The following is a 14,288-nucleotide window of genomic DNA, read 5'->3' on the forward strand; positions in this document are numbered from 1 at the left end:
ATCGGGCGCCCGTCGTTCGAACGGGGCACCGCTCACCCGGGGGGCCCGACCTGGCGAAGTCGCATCTGTCTGTCTTCCAAGAAGGCCGCCCCCGCGGGTGAGAGTCTCGCGCCCATGGGGACGCGGCGCGGGTGTGGATCTGACGGTCCTTCGACGCGACCGCACCCCGGGGTGTGAGTCTCCGGTCCTTCGAGGAGACCGCACCCCGCGGATGTGAGCTCACTGCCTCCGAGGAGACCATACCCACGGTCCTTCGAACACTCGGCGCCCCGCGGGTGCTAGTTTCACGGTCCTTCGAGGAGACGGCACCCCTGGCGTGATTCCACGCCTCGCTGGTCTGGTGCGGCGGCCGCTTGGTGAAGGGGCCTCCAGGGGAGGCGTTGAAGGGCCTTCCGGGTGATGAGGACCTCCAGGGAGCCGACCCCGGACGTTCAACGGGTGTGCAGGCTCGTCGAGGATCCGGGGTAACCCCGCCGGAGCGGTCGGGATCTGGCGGGAAACGCGGAAGTGCCCCACGGGTGACTCACCCGCGGGGCTCACCCCGACAACAGATCAGCTATCGACGCCCGGACGGCCGGTCGTCGTCATCGTCGCCGTAGTCATCGGCGTAATCGGCATAGCGATCCGCCAGCTCATCGTTGAGGTCGTCGGCGTCGTCGTCACTGTGGTTGGAGTCAGAGACTCCGAGCTCGTCGCGAAGACGCTCAAGATCCGTGCCACCGCTGTTGTACTTCAGCTGGCGAGCAACCTTGACCTGCTTGGCCTTTGCTCGGCCGCGCCCCATTGGCTCGACCCCCTCGTGTGGGGTCGTCCCCGACCCCTCGTCGCTAACGCACCACGCACTGACGCCATGACTTTGGGCGTCAGTCTCTTGTTCGCCTATTACCGTACCTGTTTTGCGCTCAGCTCGGTACGTCGTATGGGCGCGAGGCGTCAGCCGCCCAGCCAGATACCCCTAATTCGCCCAACTTCCGACATTCTGCGCTCTGCCAGCCTATCCGCTGCGACCGCCGGAGGCACACCTTCTTCTGTGGCGATGCCGAAGATCTTGAGCGTGGTGTCGAAGATCTGGGTCGCCTTGGCCCGCGCGCGGTCCATGTTGAAGCCCTCGATCTCGTCGGCGACCTGGATCACCCCGCCGGAGTTGACCACGTAGTCGGGCGCGTAGAGGATGCCGCGGTCGGCGAGCTGCTTCTCCACTCCCACGTGGGCGAGCTGGTTGTTGGCGCCACCACAGACGATCTTCGCGCGGAGCCGCGCGACGGTGTCGTCGTCGAGCGCGCCGCCGAGGGCGCAGGGGGCGTAGACGTCGATGTCGGACCCGGTCATGGCCTTGGCGTCGGCGACGACGTCCACCGAGGGGTGGCGCTGCCGTACACGCTCGACCGCCGCGGGGTTGACGTCGCACACGACGACCTCGGCTCCGTCGTCGATCAGGTGGTCGACCAGGCGGTGGCCCACCTTGCCGACCCCTTCGACGCCGACCCGCTTGCCGCGCAGCGAGCTGGTGCCGTACAGGTGTGCGGCGGAGGCGCGCATGCCCTGGAAGACGCCGAAGGCGGTGAGGATGGAGGAGTCGCCGGCGCCGCCGTGGGCGACGGTCCTGCCGGTCACGAAGCGGCTCTCGCGGGCCACGAGGTCCATGTCCTCGCTGAAGGTGCCCACGTCGCACGCGGTGTAGTAGCGGCCGCCGAGCGACTGGACGAAGCGGCCGTAGGCCCGCAGCAGCGCCTCGTTCTTGTCCTTGGACGGGTCGCCGATGATGACGGCCTTGCCGCCGCCGAGGTCGAGCCCCGCTAGCGCGTTCTTGTAGGCCATGCCCTTGGAGAGGTTGAGCACGTCGGCCAGGGCCGCCTGCTCGCTCTCGTACGGGTAGAACCTGGTGCCCCCGAGCGCGGGCCCGAGTGCGGTGTTGTAGATGGCGATGATGGCGCGCAGCCCGCTCTGCTGGTCAGCGCAGAAGACGACCTGCTCATGTGAGTCCTTGTGGGACTGCCCGAAGACGTCGGTCACGGTAGTGACTCCCTGTCCGGTCCACCGCACCTTCGCGGCGGAGATCACTCCTCAGATTAGAGGTCGGTAGGGCCTGCCGTCGCCCATCCTCCACCTGAAACGAGATGGCCAGTGCCACCACAACGGTGCAAGCAGGGTGTCTTCGTGACACGATGCCAGCGTGCTGCCCTACGCCGCTTACCTCCGCGTCTACGAGCCGCTGACCGCGTTCCCCGAGCAGGAACGCGCGATCTGGGCCGCCTACGCCGACTCGCGCGACCGCCCGCGCAGGGCGACCGCGCTCGAAGCCGAGCACGGCGAGTCCATCAGGAGGCTCCTCGCCAAGCCCCCGCATCCCGCACCCGCCCAGGAGAGCCCCAACGCCTATCTGCGGCGCGTTGAGGACAGGCTCTACGTCTGCCCATGGCAGAGCCGGTTGCGCTCGTGGCTGGCGTTCTCAGAGTTTCGTGGCAGTACTCCTGTGAAGCTTATGGACAGCTTCGTGCCCCAGGCCATCGCCGAGCAGACCGCCGACGACTTCGACAAGTTCAAGCGGAAGGGCGGCTCGGCCGCGCTGCGCACCCACATCAGGACCACGACGTGGAACGTGCCGCCCGCCTGGTTCGTGCCGTTCGACGGCAACGAGCGGTGGCTGGTGCTGGGCAAGGCGGCCAACGGCCAGGACACCACGACCACGACGGGCCGCAACCTCATCTACGTGACCTCCATGGCGCAGGCCAGGAAGCGCTCGGCACGGGCGCTGCAGGTGATCCGCAAGCACGTGGGCGAGGTCGCCACCGGCCTGGAGGTGGAGGACGTGGCCCGCTGGCTGGAGGAGTTCCACCCCCACTCGCTGGTGGAGCTCGACTACGGCGGCCTGGTCCACCTCATGGACGACGAGGCGTTGCAGGCCGATCAGTCGGTGGCGGAGCTCTCGGCGGCTCTCACGGGGCTGGACACAGGTCAAGAAGAACTTGCCTTTGCCATGTATCAGCGTGTGATCTTGCGGTGGAAGTCAATGCAACATCTGGAAAGTGCCAACTGAACCCCAAAAAAACGGTCTGACCTGCATGAGTAGGTCACGTGTCGCGACTCCTCGCTTCTGCGAACTGAGTAGTTTGCCGTTTTCACTGCGATACCACGAAACGTGTCGCTAGAATCACCGAGCGTGACATCGCCATGTGGGCGGGCAGTTGGGTCAAAGAAGGGCTCGCCAATCGCTCAGCGTGGCGGTATGGTCACTTCGGGTGATGCCGCATATGGTCCAGAAAAGCCGCACGCACTGGGCCGTAGGGGGACATCCGTGACACGCGCAGAAGCAGTCGCAGGATCGCTGAGCCGGTCCACACGGAGGAGAGGCCGCACAAATGTCAGCTCGTACACCCGAGGCCGAGCCACTGCTCACGCCCGCCGAGGTCGCGACCATGTTCAGGGTCGACCCCAAGACCGTCACGCGGTGGGCCAAGGCGGGTAAGTTGACGTCGATTCGCACCCTGGGGGGGCACCGGCGTTACCGGGAGACCGAGGTTCGTGCTCTGCTCGCGGGGATTCCGCAGCAGCGCTCGGAGTAGGTCAGGGGTCGTCACGATCCTTAGGGGGGTTCACGGTGGGCCTGGTTCCTCAGCCCGGTCCACCCGAGTGACGACGTCATGTCGCCCGCGCGTCGGGGGACGCATACGGGAGTTGGCGCCGCCCGCCCGGCGCCATCCTTCCACCCCCTGAAACCCCCACCCCCGACGGGCTCCGCCGGTCCCCCGGGCCGAGGCTCCCCCCGCGGAGCCGGAGACCCCCGCATCCCTGCCGATCACCAGAGGGCCGGGCTCCCAGAGGCGAGGGTTGGCTCCCTGCGGGTCGCCCCAAGGGCCGTGCCCGCTCGATCTCCATGGACGCCAGGGCGCCGGTTTCGCTCAGGCGGTCGTGAGTCCGCTCGTCACGCGAGGTCCTGCATGAGGAGCTCCACGCTGGGATCGTGCGCCGCCGCGACGCCGAGCAGCGCCACCATGTGATCCACGAGCATCTTCTCCAGCGTCGCCCGCTCCACGTCACGATGCTCGAGCCAGTCGAGCCCCGCCGTCTCGACCGAGGCGATCCACGACCGCAGCGTGATGCGCAGCAGCGGGGACGGCGACTCCACCCGCATCTGCTTCTGGATCATCCGGAACAACCGCTGCCGCACCCCGTCGACGATCTCGCCGACCTCGCCCGCGCGGTTGGCCGGCCCTCCGCGCAGCAGCGCGGCGAACCCCGCCGCGTGCTCCTCGACGAAGTCGAAGTACCGCTTGAGACCTGAGGCCAGCTCGTCCAGCGGACGCCCGCCGTCCTGGGGCCGCAGCCGCGACTCGAGCTGCTCGGCCGCGCTCCGCAGCGCGGCGACGTACAGCTCCTGCTTGCCGCCGAAGTAGTGGTAGACGAGCGCGCGGGAGGCTCCCGCCGCCGAGGCGACGTCGTCGATGGAGACATCCTCGGCATCGCGCTGGCTGAACAGCTCCAGGGCGGCCGCCATGAGCTCTTCGCGGCGCCGATCCACGCTCAGCCTGCGACGCGCAGGACGCGTGCCGCTGCCTGCGGATTTCCCTGCTGTCACCCCTGCACACTATCGGAGCCGCTGCCTAATAACGCTTCGGCCCGTACCCTGCCGCGTCCTCGATCGTTTGTTGAGACAGGTGCCCATCCACGCATCGCGGGGGAGACACATGTCAGGACCGCCAGTCAACACGACCGTCGTCGAGGTAGACACGCTGCCTCGCCCGAGACCCACCATCCGCAACGTGGCCGAGCGTGCCGGCGTCTCGAAATCGCTGGTCTCGCTCGTGCTGCGCGGCTCCCCGCACGTCAGCGAGCACCGCAGGCAGGCTGTCCTGCAGGCGGCCCGCGAGCTCGGTTACCGCCCCAACGCCGTGGCGCGCAGCCTCGTCGAGGGACGTACCCACCTGGTCGGCGCGCTCGTGGCCGACCTGCACAACCCCTTCTACGCCGAGTTCCTCGACGGCCTGCAGGAGAGCCTGCACGGCGACGGGCTGAGGATGCTGATCGGCAACAGCCAGTGGGACCCGGCCTTCGAGGACGAGGCCGTCGAAGCGTTCCTCGAGTTAAGGGTGGACGGGCTGGTGCTCCTCGGCATCGCCCCGACCAGCGAGACCCTCATCGAGGCGACGTCGTACACCCCCACGGTCGTCGTGGGGGAACGTGACATCGAGCTCGACAACGTCGACATCGTGGTCGACGACGACCAGCTCGGCGCCCGCCTGGCCATCGACCACCTGGTCGAGCTCGGCCACCGGCGCATCGCGCACATCGAAGGCTCGCGCGCCTCACGCTGCGAGGGCTACCTGGTCGCCATGCGGCGGCACGCGCTCGCGCCGTACATCATGGTCGAGCACGGCGAGAGCACGGAGGAGGGCGGCAGGCGTACCGCACGCGCGCTGCTCACCCGTGACCCGCGCCCGACGGCCATCTTCGCGGCCAACGACCTCGTCGCGCTCGGCGTGCTGTCGGCGGCCAGCGAGCTGGGATTGCGCGTGCCAGAAGACCTGTCGGTGGTCGGCTACGACAACACCCATCTGGCGGCCGTCCACCACATCTCCCTCACCTCCGTCGACCAGCCGAGGCGCACCATGGGCAGGTCGGCGGCGGCGCTGCTGAGCGACAGGATCCAGGATCCGGGCAAGGTCGCCCGCCTGCGCCAGGTCACACCCGAGCTGATCGTACGGCGCAGCACGGGCCCCGCCCACGAGTGAAGAGGGCGTCTTCTTCGCCCGATGCCTTCCCCAAGCCTGGTTCAAACGACCGGGGCGCCCCGCGGCCCCGGTTGTTAACTCGGACGGGTCACTGCTGTATCTGACCCGGGGGACAGTCATGCGTGATCCAGAACTGGTGTCATGCGCCCAGCGCGCGGCGGCCGAGCTCGAACGCGCCTGGGCGCACTGGCGCGCGGAGCGGGGGCGGGGCTCCGACACGGGGGCCGAGTCGGTGGCCAGTTACGTTGCTCACTCTCTCGACCACCCGTGGGGCCGTCCGCGCGTCGTGCTCGGCCTGGACGCCGAGGATGCGAGGGAGCTCGCGGCCCTTCTCCAGCGCCAGGAAGTCGGCGAACACGTCTGGTGACCCCTCGGGGTCACGTAAGTTGGAACGATGCGTGTTCTAGCAGCCTCCGCTCTCGCCCTCTGCGGCCTGGCCGCCGCCGCGTGCGGCGGGGCCGCCGCCAACAGTGAGAGGGTCGCCGCTCCCGTGGCCGCCCAGCCGCCCGCCGAGACCGCGCCTTCGCCGGCTTCCGCAGGTTCGGCGGGCTCGGCGGGCTCGGCGGCGCAGAAGCCGCTCGAGGGCAAGACCATCGTGATCGACCCCGGCCACAACGGGGGCAACCGTAACAACCCGAAGGCCATCAACCGCCAGGTCAACGTGCTGACCCAGTGGAAGGCCTGCGACACCACCGGCACCGCCACCAACGACGGCTACTCCGAGGCGGCCTTCACCTGGGACGTCTCCCAGCGGCTCACCAAGATCCTCAAGGCGCGCGGCGCCACGGTGAAGCTGACCCGCGCCGACAACACCGGCGTCGGGCCCTGCATCACCGAGCGGGCCGCCATCGGCAACAAGGCCAAGGCCGACGCCGCCATCTCGGTGCACGCCGACGGCTCGGCCCCGGCCAACCACGGCTTCCACGTGATCATCCCGAAGAAGATCAACGGTCCCGTCGACCCCGTCGTGGAGGACTCCCGGAAGCTCGGCGTCGCGGTGCGCGACGCGTTCAAGAAGGGCACGGGCCTGCCGTACTCGACCTACATCGGGTCGAAGGCGCTCAGCTTCCGCAACGATCTGGGCGGGCTCAACCTGTCGACGGTGCCCAAGATCTTCCTCGAGGCCGGCAACATGCGCAACGCGGGTGAGGCGGCCAAGTTCCAGGACGCCGCTTTCAGGCAGCAGATCGCGCAGGCGCTGGCGGACGGTGTGCAAAAGTATTTGAAGTGACATCATTTTTGGCATGAACTCGCTGCTGCCCCGCCCGACTGTTCTGTCCGACCTGTCCGGCTCCTACGAGCTCACCGTGGGAGCCATCGTCTCCGGGCCCGCCGACCTGGCCGACGCCGTACGGCGGGCACTGCCGATCCTCGACCTGCGTCCAGGGGACACGGGCGCGATCGACGTCAGGCTCGATACCTCGCTCGGCGAGGAGGCCTACCGCCTGCTGGTCGGCTCGCGCGGCGTCGAGATCACCGCGGGCGGCAGAGCGGGCGCGTTCTACGCCGGGCAGTCGCTGCACCAGCTGCTACCCGACGCGACCTACCGCAGCGCGGTCACGACCGACACCTGGACCGTGCCCGGCGTGCGCGTCGAGGACGCGCCGCGCCACACGTGGCGCGGTCTCCACCTCGACGTGGCGCGGCACTTCCTGCCCAAGCGCGAGATCCTGCGGGTCGTCGACCTGATGGCCGCGCACAAGCTCAACCGGCTCCACCTGCACCTGGTCGACGACCAGGGCTGGCGGGTGGAGAGCAGGGCCTATCCCCGCCTGCACGAGGTGGCCTCGCACCGAGCGCGCACCGCCACCAACTACTTCCGCGAGGAGCCCACGTACGACGGGATCCCGCACGGCGGCTACTACACCCTCGACGACCTGACCGAGATCGCCGCCTACGCGCGGTCGCGCGAGGTCGTCGTCGTGCCCGAGATCGACGTGCCGGGGCACGCCACGGCCATCCTCGCCGCCTATCCCGAGCTGGGCGCGACGGGCGAGAGCTTCAAGGTGCTCGACCGGTGGGGCATCTCTCCGGCGATCCTGTCGCCGCTGCCGCCGACCGTCGACTTCCTCACCACGATCTTCGACGAGCTGCTCGGCGCGCTCGGCGAGACGCCGTACGTGCACATCGGCGGCGACGAGTGCGTGCTGGACGACTGGGAGTCCTCCGCCGAGATCACCGCCTACCGGGAGTCGCTCGGCCTGGCCGACGTGGGCGAGCTGCACGCCTGGTTCCTGCGCCGCCTCGCCGACGTGCTGGCCGCGCGCGGCGCGCGCGCCGTGGTGTGGGACGAGGCCTTCGTCGCGGGCGCGCTGCGCGAGGACACGATGGTGATGCCGTGGCGCGGCATGGGCGTCGGCCGCAGGGCCGCCGCCGCGGGGCACCAGGTGATCGCGACGCCGGTGTTCCCGCTCTACTTCGACTACGCGGAGGCGTCCTCGGCAGAGGAGCCGCTGGCCATCGGCGACGCGATCACCGTGACGGACGTGGCCTCGTTCGACCCCGCTCCCTCGTCATGGGCGCCGGCCGAGCGGGAGCGCGTGGTCGGCCTGCAGGCGCAGCTGTGGAGCGAGCGCATCCCCGACGCCCGCGTCCTCGACTACCGGGCGTGGCCGCGGGCCTGCGCGCTGGCCGAGGTCGCGTGGGCGGGCGAGGCGGGCACCGACTTCATGGGACGGCTGGAGCGCCATCTCGGCCGGCTGGACGCGCTCGGCGTGGAGTATCGCCCGTCGGCGGGCCCGCACCCGTGGCAGCGGGGCCGTCCGCACCGTCCTTCCGCCGTGCCGGTGACGAGCGCGATGGAGCACCTCGACGAGATGACCTACTCGGCCACCTCGACCAGGCCGAGCGTCTGACCCTCCGCGGTCGCCCGGGACTGATCAGCCGCCCGCCGTGCGGCCGATCAGTTCCGGGACCGTGGTGGCGTGGCGGCGCAGGCGGCGGGAGAGCTGACGGTGGATGCGGGCGGCCCACAGCGGCCCGCCGTAGATCATCCCCGTGTAGCCCTGCACCAGCGTGGCGCCGGCGAGCAGCCGCTCCCACACGTCGTCGACGTCCTCGACGCCGCCGACGGACACCAGCGTCAGCCGGTCGCCCACGCGGGCCCGCAGCCGGCGCAGCACCTCGAGCGAGCGCGCCTTCAACGGGCGCCCGGACAGGCCGCCGGTCTCGCCCGAGTGGCGGATGGTGGTGTTGGTCGCGATGATGCCGTCGAGCCCCAGCTCCAGGGCCAGATCGGCCACCGCGTCGACGTCGTCGTCGGCCAGGTCGGGGGCGATCTTCACCAGCAGCGGTGTACGGCGGGGCGTGGAGTCGGCGACCTCCTTCACCGCCGCCAGCAGCGGCCGCAGCAGCTCCACCGCCTGCAGGTTGCGCAGCCCGGGCGTGTTGGGCGAGCTGACGTTGACGACCAGGTAGTCGGCGAGGGGGGCCAGCTCCTTGGCGCTGGTCACGTAGTCGGCCACGGCCTCGGCCTCGGGCACGACCTTCGTCTTGCCGATGTTGACCCCGACCACCACCGGCACCCCCCGCGTACGGCGCAGCCTGCGCGCCGCGGCCTGGGCGCCCGCGTTGTTGAACCCCATCCTGTTGATGATCGCTCGCTGCTTCAGGTCGCGGAACAGGCGGGGACGCGGGTTGCCCGGCTGGGCGTGGGCGGTGATCGTGCCGACCTCCACGTGCCCGAACCCGAACGCTGCGAGGGCCTCCGCGCAGGCCGCGTCCTTGTCGAACCCCGCGGCCAGGCCGAGCGGCCCGGGGAAGTGCACCCCGAAGGCCGTCACCCGCAGGGCGGGATCGCTCGGCGCGAGGGCGCGGTGGAGCAGCCGCTTGAGCAGCGGCAGCGTGGAGAGCAGCGCGAGCGCTCTGACGGTGGCGTGGTGCACGGCCTCGGCGTCGAAGCGCCGCAAGACCTGCGTGAACAGGAGTCGGTACATCACGACTCAGGTTATCGGTCCTGTCCGACCAGGCCCGCTTCGTAGGCCAGGATCGCGGCCTGGACCCTGTTGCGGACCTCCAGCCTGGTCAGGATCGCGCTCACGTAGGCCTTGACGGTCCCCTCGACGACGAACAGCCGCTTGGCGATCTCCGCGTTGGACAGCCCCTCGCCGACCAGCGCGAGCACCGCCCTCTCGCGCTCGGTCAGCACCTCGATCCGATCGCGGGCCGCGGCGCCGCGCGCCATCTTGCCGCCGGTGAGCTGGGTGATGACGCGCTGGGCGACCTTGGGCGACAGGTAGGCGGCGCCGTCGGCGACGGCGTGGATCCCGGCGATCAGCTCGCGCGGGTCGCCCGACTTGAGCAGGAAGCCGCTGGCGCCGACGTCGAGCGCCTTGGCGATGTAGTCGTCCTCACCGAAGGTCGTGAGCATGATGACGGCCGTGTCGGGCGCCACCCGGCGGATCTCGGCGGCGGCGGCGAGGCCGTCGAGCTTCGGCATGCGGATGTCGAGCAGGGCGACGTCGGGCCGGTGGCTGATCGCCAGGTCCACGGCCTGCCTGCCGTCCCCGGCCTCGGCGACGACCTGGAACGCCGGGTCGACGCCGAGAATCGCGCCGACACCCGCTCTGATCATGGCCTCGTCGTCGGCGAGGAGAATTCGGATCACGCCTGTATATTGCCCGACATGGCGCAGGTGAAAGTGTTCGGGCGGCGTGACGTGTGGGCGGGGCGGCAGCGCGAGGTCTCCGACCTGCTCCACGCGTGCGTGGTGAAGACGTGGGGGCTGCCCGAGGGCAAGCGCTTCCACCGCTTCCTGCTGCTCGACGCCGACGACCTGATCTGCCCGCAGCGCGGCGCCGACTACCTGATCGTCGAGATCGTCTGCTTCACCGGACGCAGCGACGAGGCCAAGAGGGCGCTGATCCGCGAGGTGTTCGCGAAGGCCCCCGCGCTCGGGATCTCCTCCGACGACCTGGAGCTAACGATCATCGAGATGCCCGCGGTCAACTGGGGCATCAGGGGCGTGCCCGCCGACGAGCTGGCGCTGCCGTACAAGGTTGAGGTCTAGCCGCAGCACCAGCACCGCGGCCAGGACGGCGACGCCGCCCGCCAGCTGACCCGCCGCGAGGCGCTCGCCGTACACCAGCGAGGTGGACACGAGCGTCACGACGGGCTCCGCGCACGACAGGATGGCGGCGGTCGGCGCGCCGAGCAGGCGCACGCCCATGAACAGCGCCACCATCGCCAGCACGGTCGAGACCAGCCCGAGCAGGCCCGTCCATGCCCAGCCCGCGGCGGTCGCGGGCAGGTCCAGGCCGCCTGCGACGCCGAGCGTGACCGCCGCCGCGGTGAACACGATGGCCGACAGCAGGTAGACGTCGAGGCCCTCGGGCAGCCCGTCGGCGACGGTCAGGTAGAGCGAGTAGGCGACGGCCGCGCCGAGCGCCAGCAGCACCCCCGACAGCTCGGCCGCTAAACCGCCCAGGCCGAGCAGGAGCACCAGGCCCATCGCCGAGCAGCCGAGCGCGGCCAGCTTGCGCCGGTCGAGCGACTCTCTGCGCAGCACCACGGCCAGGGCCGTCACCAGCGCGGGATAGGTGTAGAGCAGCAGCGCGGCCAGCGAGGCGTCGATGCGGGCGACCGCGCCGAAGTAGCACAGTGCCTGGACGGCGTAGCCGACGCCGCCGAGCCCGACGGCCGTCAGCGCCACCCTGGCGACGGGCAGCGCGGGCCTGCGCCACGCCACGACGAGCCACAGCACGACGGCGGCGATGACGAACCTGCCGGTCAGCATCCCCGTCACGGTGACGCCCGACGCGTAGGCCTCCTTGGCGAAGATCGGCGACAGGCCGAAGCCGAGCGCGGACACCAGACACCACAGCACTCCCATGACCGGCCAACCTAGGCGGCGTCGAGCCATCGAGGTAGCCTTGCTTTCCTTTGGATTCCATAGGGGATTCCTTGGCCACTCTCCACCAGCTGCGCTGCTTCCTCGCCACCCTGGAGCACGGCTCGTTCACCGCCGCCGCCGTGGCTCTCGGCTACGCCCAGCCGTCCATCTCCGAACAGGTGCGCCTGCTGGAGCAGCACCTGCAGGTGACGCTGTTCCTGCGGGTGGGCAGGGGCGTGGTGCCCACCGAGGCGGCGCTGGCGCTGCGCCCCCACGCGGCCGCCGCCCTGGCCGCGGTGGAGGAGGCGGGCAGGGCGGTGGCCGCGGTGCGGGAGGTCCTGACCGGCACGGTACGGCTCGGCCTGTTCGGCACCGCCCACTTCTACCTGGGCGCCGACCTGGTGGCCGACGTCCTTGAACGGCACCCCGGGGTGCGCGTCCAGCTCATCGGGCAGAACTCCGCCGAGGTGCTCGACCACGTGCGCAGGGGAAGGCTGGAGGCGGCCGTCTCAGCGGTGCCGGTCCCCGACGAAGGGCTGTCGGTGACCCCCGTGATGCGCGACGAGCTGGTCTACGTCAGCACCGAGGCCCGCGATCCCGTCACGCCCGCTTACCTGGCGTCGCAGCCGCTCGTGCTGCCGCACGTGAGCTGGCGTGAGGAGGACACCACCCGCCGGGCGCTCACGCGAGCCGTCCAGGCGGCGGGTCACGTGCTGCGGCCCAGGGTGGAGGTGGAGGACCCGGAGACCGCGCTGGAGATCGTGGCCCGCGGCCTGGCGGCGACGGTGAGCTGGCGGGGCGTGCTGCACCGGCTGGCCGACCGGCTGCCGGGCACGCTGCGCTGGTCGCCGCTCGATCCGCCGCTGCACGACACGTTCGCGATCGTGCACGGCCCGACGCTCTCCCCCTCCACCAAAATGGTCCTCGAGCTGGCGTCGGCCCGGCTGCGCGCCCTGGAGGCTCAGGTCCGCAGGTAGGCCAGGACGGCCAGCACCCTACGGTGCCCGTCGGCGGCCGGCGGCAGATCGAGCTTGGCGAAGATGTTGGCGATGTGCTTGGCCACGGCGGCGTCCGTGACGACGAGCTCGCGGGCGATGGAGGCGTTGGAGCGGCCCTCGGCGATCAGGCCGAGCACCTCGAGCTCCCTGGGCGTCAGGCGCCGGAGCGGGTCGCGGCGGCGGCCGAGCAACTGCCGCACCACCTCGGGGTCGACGACCATCCCGCCCTTGGCGACCCTGTCCAGGGCGTCGACGAACTCGCTCACCTCGCCGATCCTGTCCTTCAGCAGGTAGCCGACACCCTCCCCCGCGTCGACGAGCTCAGCGGCGTAGGTCTGCTCGACGTACTGGCTGAGCACGAGCACGGGCAGGCCCTCGGCGCGCAGCCCGATCGCCGCCCGCAGCCCCTCGTCGGTGAAGCCGGGTGGCATCCGCACGTCGGTGACCACGACATCGGGCCGGTGCGCCATGGCCGCCTCGGTCAGCGCCTCCGCGTCACCCACGGCGGCGACCACCTCGTGACCGAACCGCTCCAGCAGCCCGACCAGCCCTTCGCGCAGCAGCACGGCGTCCTCGGCGATCACTACTCGCACGGGATCTCCACTCGCATCGTCGTCGGCCCGCCTGCCGGGCTGGACAGCGACAGTCTGCCGCCCACGACCGCGAGCCGGTCGGCCAGCCCCGTCAGCCCCGAGCCCCTGGCCGGGTCGGCCCCACCCTTCCCGTCGTCGCCGATCTCCATGACGAACCGTCCCGAAGCTCTGATCCAGGCCCGTGACGCGCCGCTGTGCTTGGCGATGTTCGCCAGCGCCTCGGAGACGACGTAGTACGCCGCCGTCTCGACCTGCTCGGGCAGCCGGTCGAGGTCCGTCTCGACCTCGACGGGGACCGGCGAGCGGGAGGCCGCCTCCCTGATCGCCGCCGCCAGACCCCTGTCGGTGAGAACCTGCGGGTGCACGCCCCTGATCAGCTCGCGCAGCTCCACCAGTGCCTGCCTGGCCTCCTCGTGCGCGCTCGCCACCTGCTCGGCGGCTGGCGAGCCGGGCGGCAGATCCAGTTTGGCCAGCCCCAGCCGCATCGACAGCGCGACCAGCCGCTGCTGGGCGCCGTCGTGCAGGTCCCGCTCGATCCTGCGCCGCTCGACGTCGAACGCGTCGACCAGCCTGGCCCTCGACGCCACGACCTCCTCCAGCCGGTGCGGCTCCAGGAGCTCCCTCGCCATGGTCATGCGCGCCCTGCCCCACAGCACCAGGACGTAGCCCCCCACGGGCACGAGCACCGCGCCTGCCACGGAGGCGGCGATCGCGGGCCCGAGGTCCTCCTGTACGGCAGGCGAGATGATCAGCACGATCGGCCCGCCCACGGCGAACGCGATCATCACCAGGTCGATCCACCACAGCACGAGCAGCGAGGCGAGGCCCAGCCCCAGCTCGCGCCACCGGTGCCGGGCGGCCGGCGCCCCGAGCCGCCACCGCTCGAACCACGCCACCAGCGGCACGGCGGGCACGGCCAGCAGCGCGGCGAACGGCGTCGCGAACGCCATGACCGCGACCGCCACCGCCACCAGGCCGGGGACGGCGCTGGCCACCAGGTACAGCAGAGCTCTCACCCGGGAATTCTCACCCGGGCGACGGCCCTCGCCGTACCCCGGAAAACCGGTGGACCGGGCGAGGCGCCCTGGAGCACCATGGACGCCGCACGAAAACCTCGGGAGGACCAGATGCGGCAGAG

Annotated in this window: 16 protein-coding genes; 8 read left to right on the forward strand and 8 right to left on the reverse strand. The window is 70.7% G+C overall.

Features of this window, described 5'->3' with window-relative positions:
* Nucleotides 1-556: 556 nt before the first annotated feature.
* Nucleotides 557-784: a DUF3073 domain-containing protein gene (locus H4W81_RS32780; RefSeq protein ID WP_183654366.1), complete on the reverse strand. Its 228-nt coding sequence runs from the start codon at nt 782-784 to the stop codon at nt 557-559.
* 149 nt (nt 785-933) lie between these two features.
* Nucleotides 934-2,013 carry a Leu/Phe/Val dehydrogenase gene (locus H4W81_RS32785; protein ID WP_192778347.1) on the reverse strand — a complete coding sequence of 360 codons (1,080 nt, stop codon included), beginning with the start codon at nt 2,011-2,013 and terminating at the stop codon, nt 934-936.
* A gap of 160 nt (nt 2,014-2,173) precedes the next feature.
* Between H4W81_RS32785 and H4W81_RS32790 the strand changes: the two genes are divergently transcribed.
* Both H4W81_RS32790 and bldC read left to right on the forward strand, forming a co-directional pair.
* Nucleotides 2,174-3,037 (forward strand): DUF8083 family protein, encoded by an 864-nt coding sequence (locus H4W81_RS32790; protein ID WP_192778348.1) that lies wholly within the window; start codon nt 2,174-2,176, stop codon nt 3,035-3,037.
* A 322-nt stretch (nt 3,038-3,359) separates the two neighbouring features.
* A complete protein-coding gene (gene bldC, locus H4W81_RS32795; protein ID WP_013133571.1) occupies nt 3,360-3,563 on the forward strand; it encodes a developmental transcriptional regulator BldC in 204 nt (67 codons plus the stop codon).
* Between the two features lie 359 nt (nt 3,564-3,922).
* On the opposite strand, the gene H4W81_RS32800 is transcribed toward bldC, so the two are convergent.
* Nucleotides 3,923-4,576: a TetR/AcrR family transcriptional regulator gene (locus H4W81_RS32800; RefSeq protein WP_318782115.1), complete on the reverse strand. Its 654-nt coding sequence runs from the start codon at nt 4,574-4,576 to the stop codon at nt 3,923-3,925.
* 109 nt (nt 4,577-4,685) lie between these two features.
* Here H4W81_RS32800 and H4W81_RS32805 point away from each other — a divergent pair, with 109 nt between their 5' ends.
* From H4W81_RS32805 to H4W81_RS32820, 4 genes are all read left to right on the forward strand, one after another.
* Entirely contained in the window at nt 4,686-5,729 is a 1,044-nt protein-coding gene (locus H4W81_RS32805) for a LacI family DNA-binding transcriptional regulator (RefSeq protein ID WP_225958907.1), read from the forward strand.
* Nucleotides 5,730-5,847: 118 nt separating this feature from the next.
* Complete coding sequence (locus H4W81_RS32810) at nt 5,848-6,096, forward strand: hypothetical protein (RefSeq protein WP_192778350.1); 249 nt, start codon at nt 5,848-5,850, stop codon at nt 6,094-6,096.
* A gap of 27 nt (nt 6,097-6,123) precedes the next feature.
* Nucleotides 6,124-6,960, forward strand: coding sequence for an N-acetylmuramoyl-L-alanine amidase (locus H4W81_RS32815; RefSeq protein WP_192778351.1), 837 nt, complete (start codon nt 6,124-6,126; stop codon nt 6,958-6,960).
* Nucleotides 6,961-6,973: 13 nt separating this feature from the next.
* On the forward strand, nt 6,974-8,584 hold the full coding sequence (locus H4W81_RS32820) for a beta-N-acetylhexosaminidase (protein ID WP_192778352.1): 1,611 nt from the start codon (nt 6,974-6,976) through the stop codon (nt 8,582-8,584).
* Between the two features lie 24 nt (nt 8,585-8,608).
* Here H4W81_RS32820 and H4W81_RS32825 read toward each other — a convergent pair whose 3' ends face one another.
* Together H4W81_RS32825 and H4W81_RS32830 are read right to left on the reverse strand one after the other, a co-directional pair.
* Nucleotides 8,609-9,664, reverse strand: a complete 1,056-nt coding sequence (locus H4W81_RS32825; RefSeq protein ID WP_192781185.1) for a quinone-dependent dihydroorotate dehydrogenase — start codon at nt 9,662-9,664, stop codon at nt 8,609-8,611.
* An 11-nt stretch (nt 9,665-9,675) separates the two neighbouring features.
* Nucleotides 9,676-10,335 carry a response regulator gene (locus H4W81_RS32830; RefSeq protein ID WP_192778353.1) on the reverse strand — a complete coding sequence of 220 codons (660 nt, stop codon included), beginning with the start codon at nt 10,333-10,335 and terminating at the stop codon, nt 9,676-9,678.
* Nucleotides 10,336-10,353: 18 nt separating this feature from the next.
* Here H4W81_RS32830 and H4W81_RS32835 point away from each other — a divergent pair, with 18 nt between their 5' ends.
* Entirely contained in the window at nt 10,354-10,737 is a 384-nt protein-coding gene (locus H4W81_RS32835; RefSeq protein WP_192778354.1) for a tautomerase family protein, read from the forward strand.
* Here the strand turns inward: H4W81_RS32835 and H4W81_RS32840 are convergent.
* Complete coding sequence (locus H4W81_RS32840) at nt 10,648-11,559, reverse strand: DMT family transporter (RefSeq protein ID WP_192778355.1); 912 nt, start codon at nt 11,557-11,559, stop codon at nt 10,648-10,650. The two genes, H4W81_RS32835 and H4W81_RS32840, sit on opposite strands and share 90 nt — an antisense overlap.
* 71 nt (nt 11,560-11,630) lie before the next feature.
* Between H4W81_RS32840 and H4W81_RS32845 the strand changes: the two genes are divergently transcribed.
* On the forward strand, nt 11,631-12,536 hold the full coding sequence (locus tag H4W81_RS32845) for a LysR family transcriptional regulator (RefSeq protein WP_192778356.1): 906 nt from the start codon (nt 11,631-11,633) through the stop codon (nt 12,534-12,536).
* Here H4W81_RS32845 and H4W81_RS32850 read toward each other — a convergent pair.
* Together H4W81_RS32850 and H4W81_RS32855 are read right to left on the reverse strand one after the other, a co-directional pair.
* On the reverse strand, nt 12,521-13,150 hold the full coding sequence (locus H4W81_RS32850) for a response regulator (RefSeq protein WP_192778357.1): 630 nt from the start codon (nt 13,148-13,150) through the stop codon (nt 12,521-12,523). The genes H4W81_RS32845 and H4W81_RS32850 overlap by 16 nt on opposite strands.
* Entirely contained in the window at nt 13,141-14,166 is a 1,026-nt protein-coding gene (locus H4W81_RS32855) for a sensor histidine kinase (RefSeq protein ID WP_318782117.1), read from the reverse strand. The genes H4W81_RS32850 and H4W81_RS32855 overlap by 10 nt, the downstream gene beginning before the upstream one ends.
* Between the last annotated feature and the right edge of the window lie 122 nt (nt 14,167-14,288).

Origin of the sequence: Nonomuraea africana, from assembly GCF_014873535.1 — a bacterium.
GTDB lineage: Bacteria > Actinomycetota > Actinomycetes > Streptosporangiales > Streptosporangiaceae > Nonomuraea > Nonomuraea africana.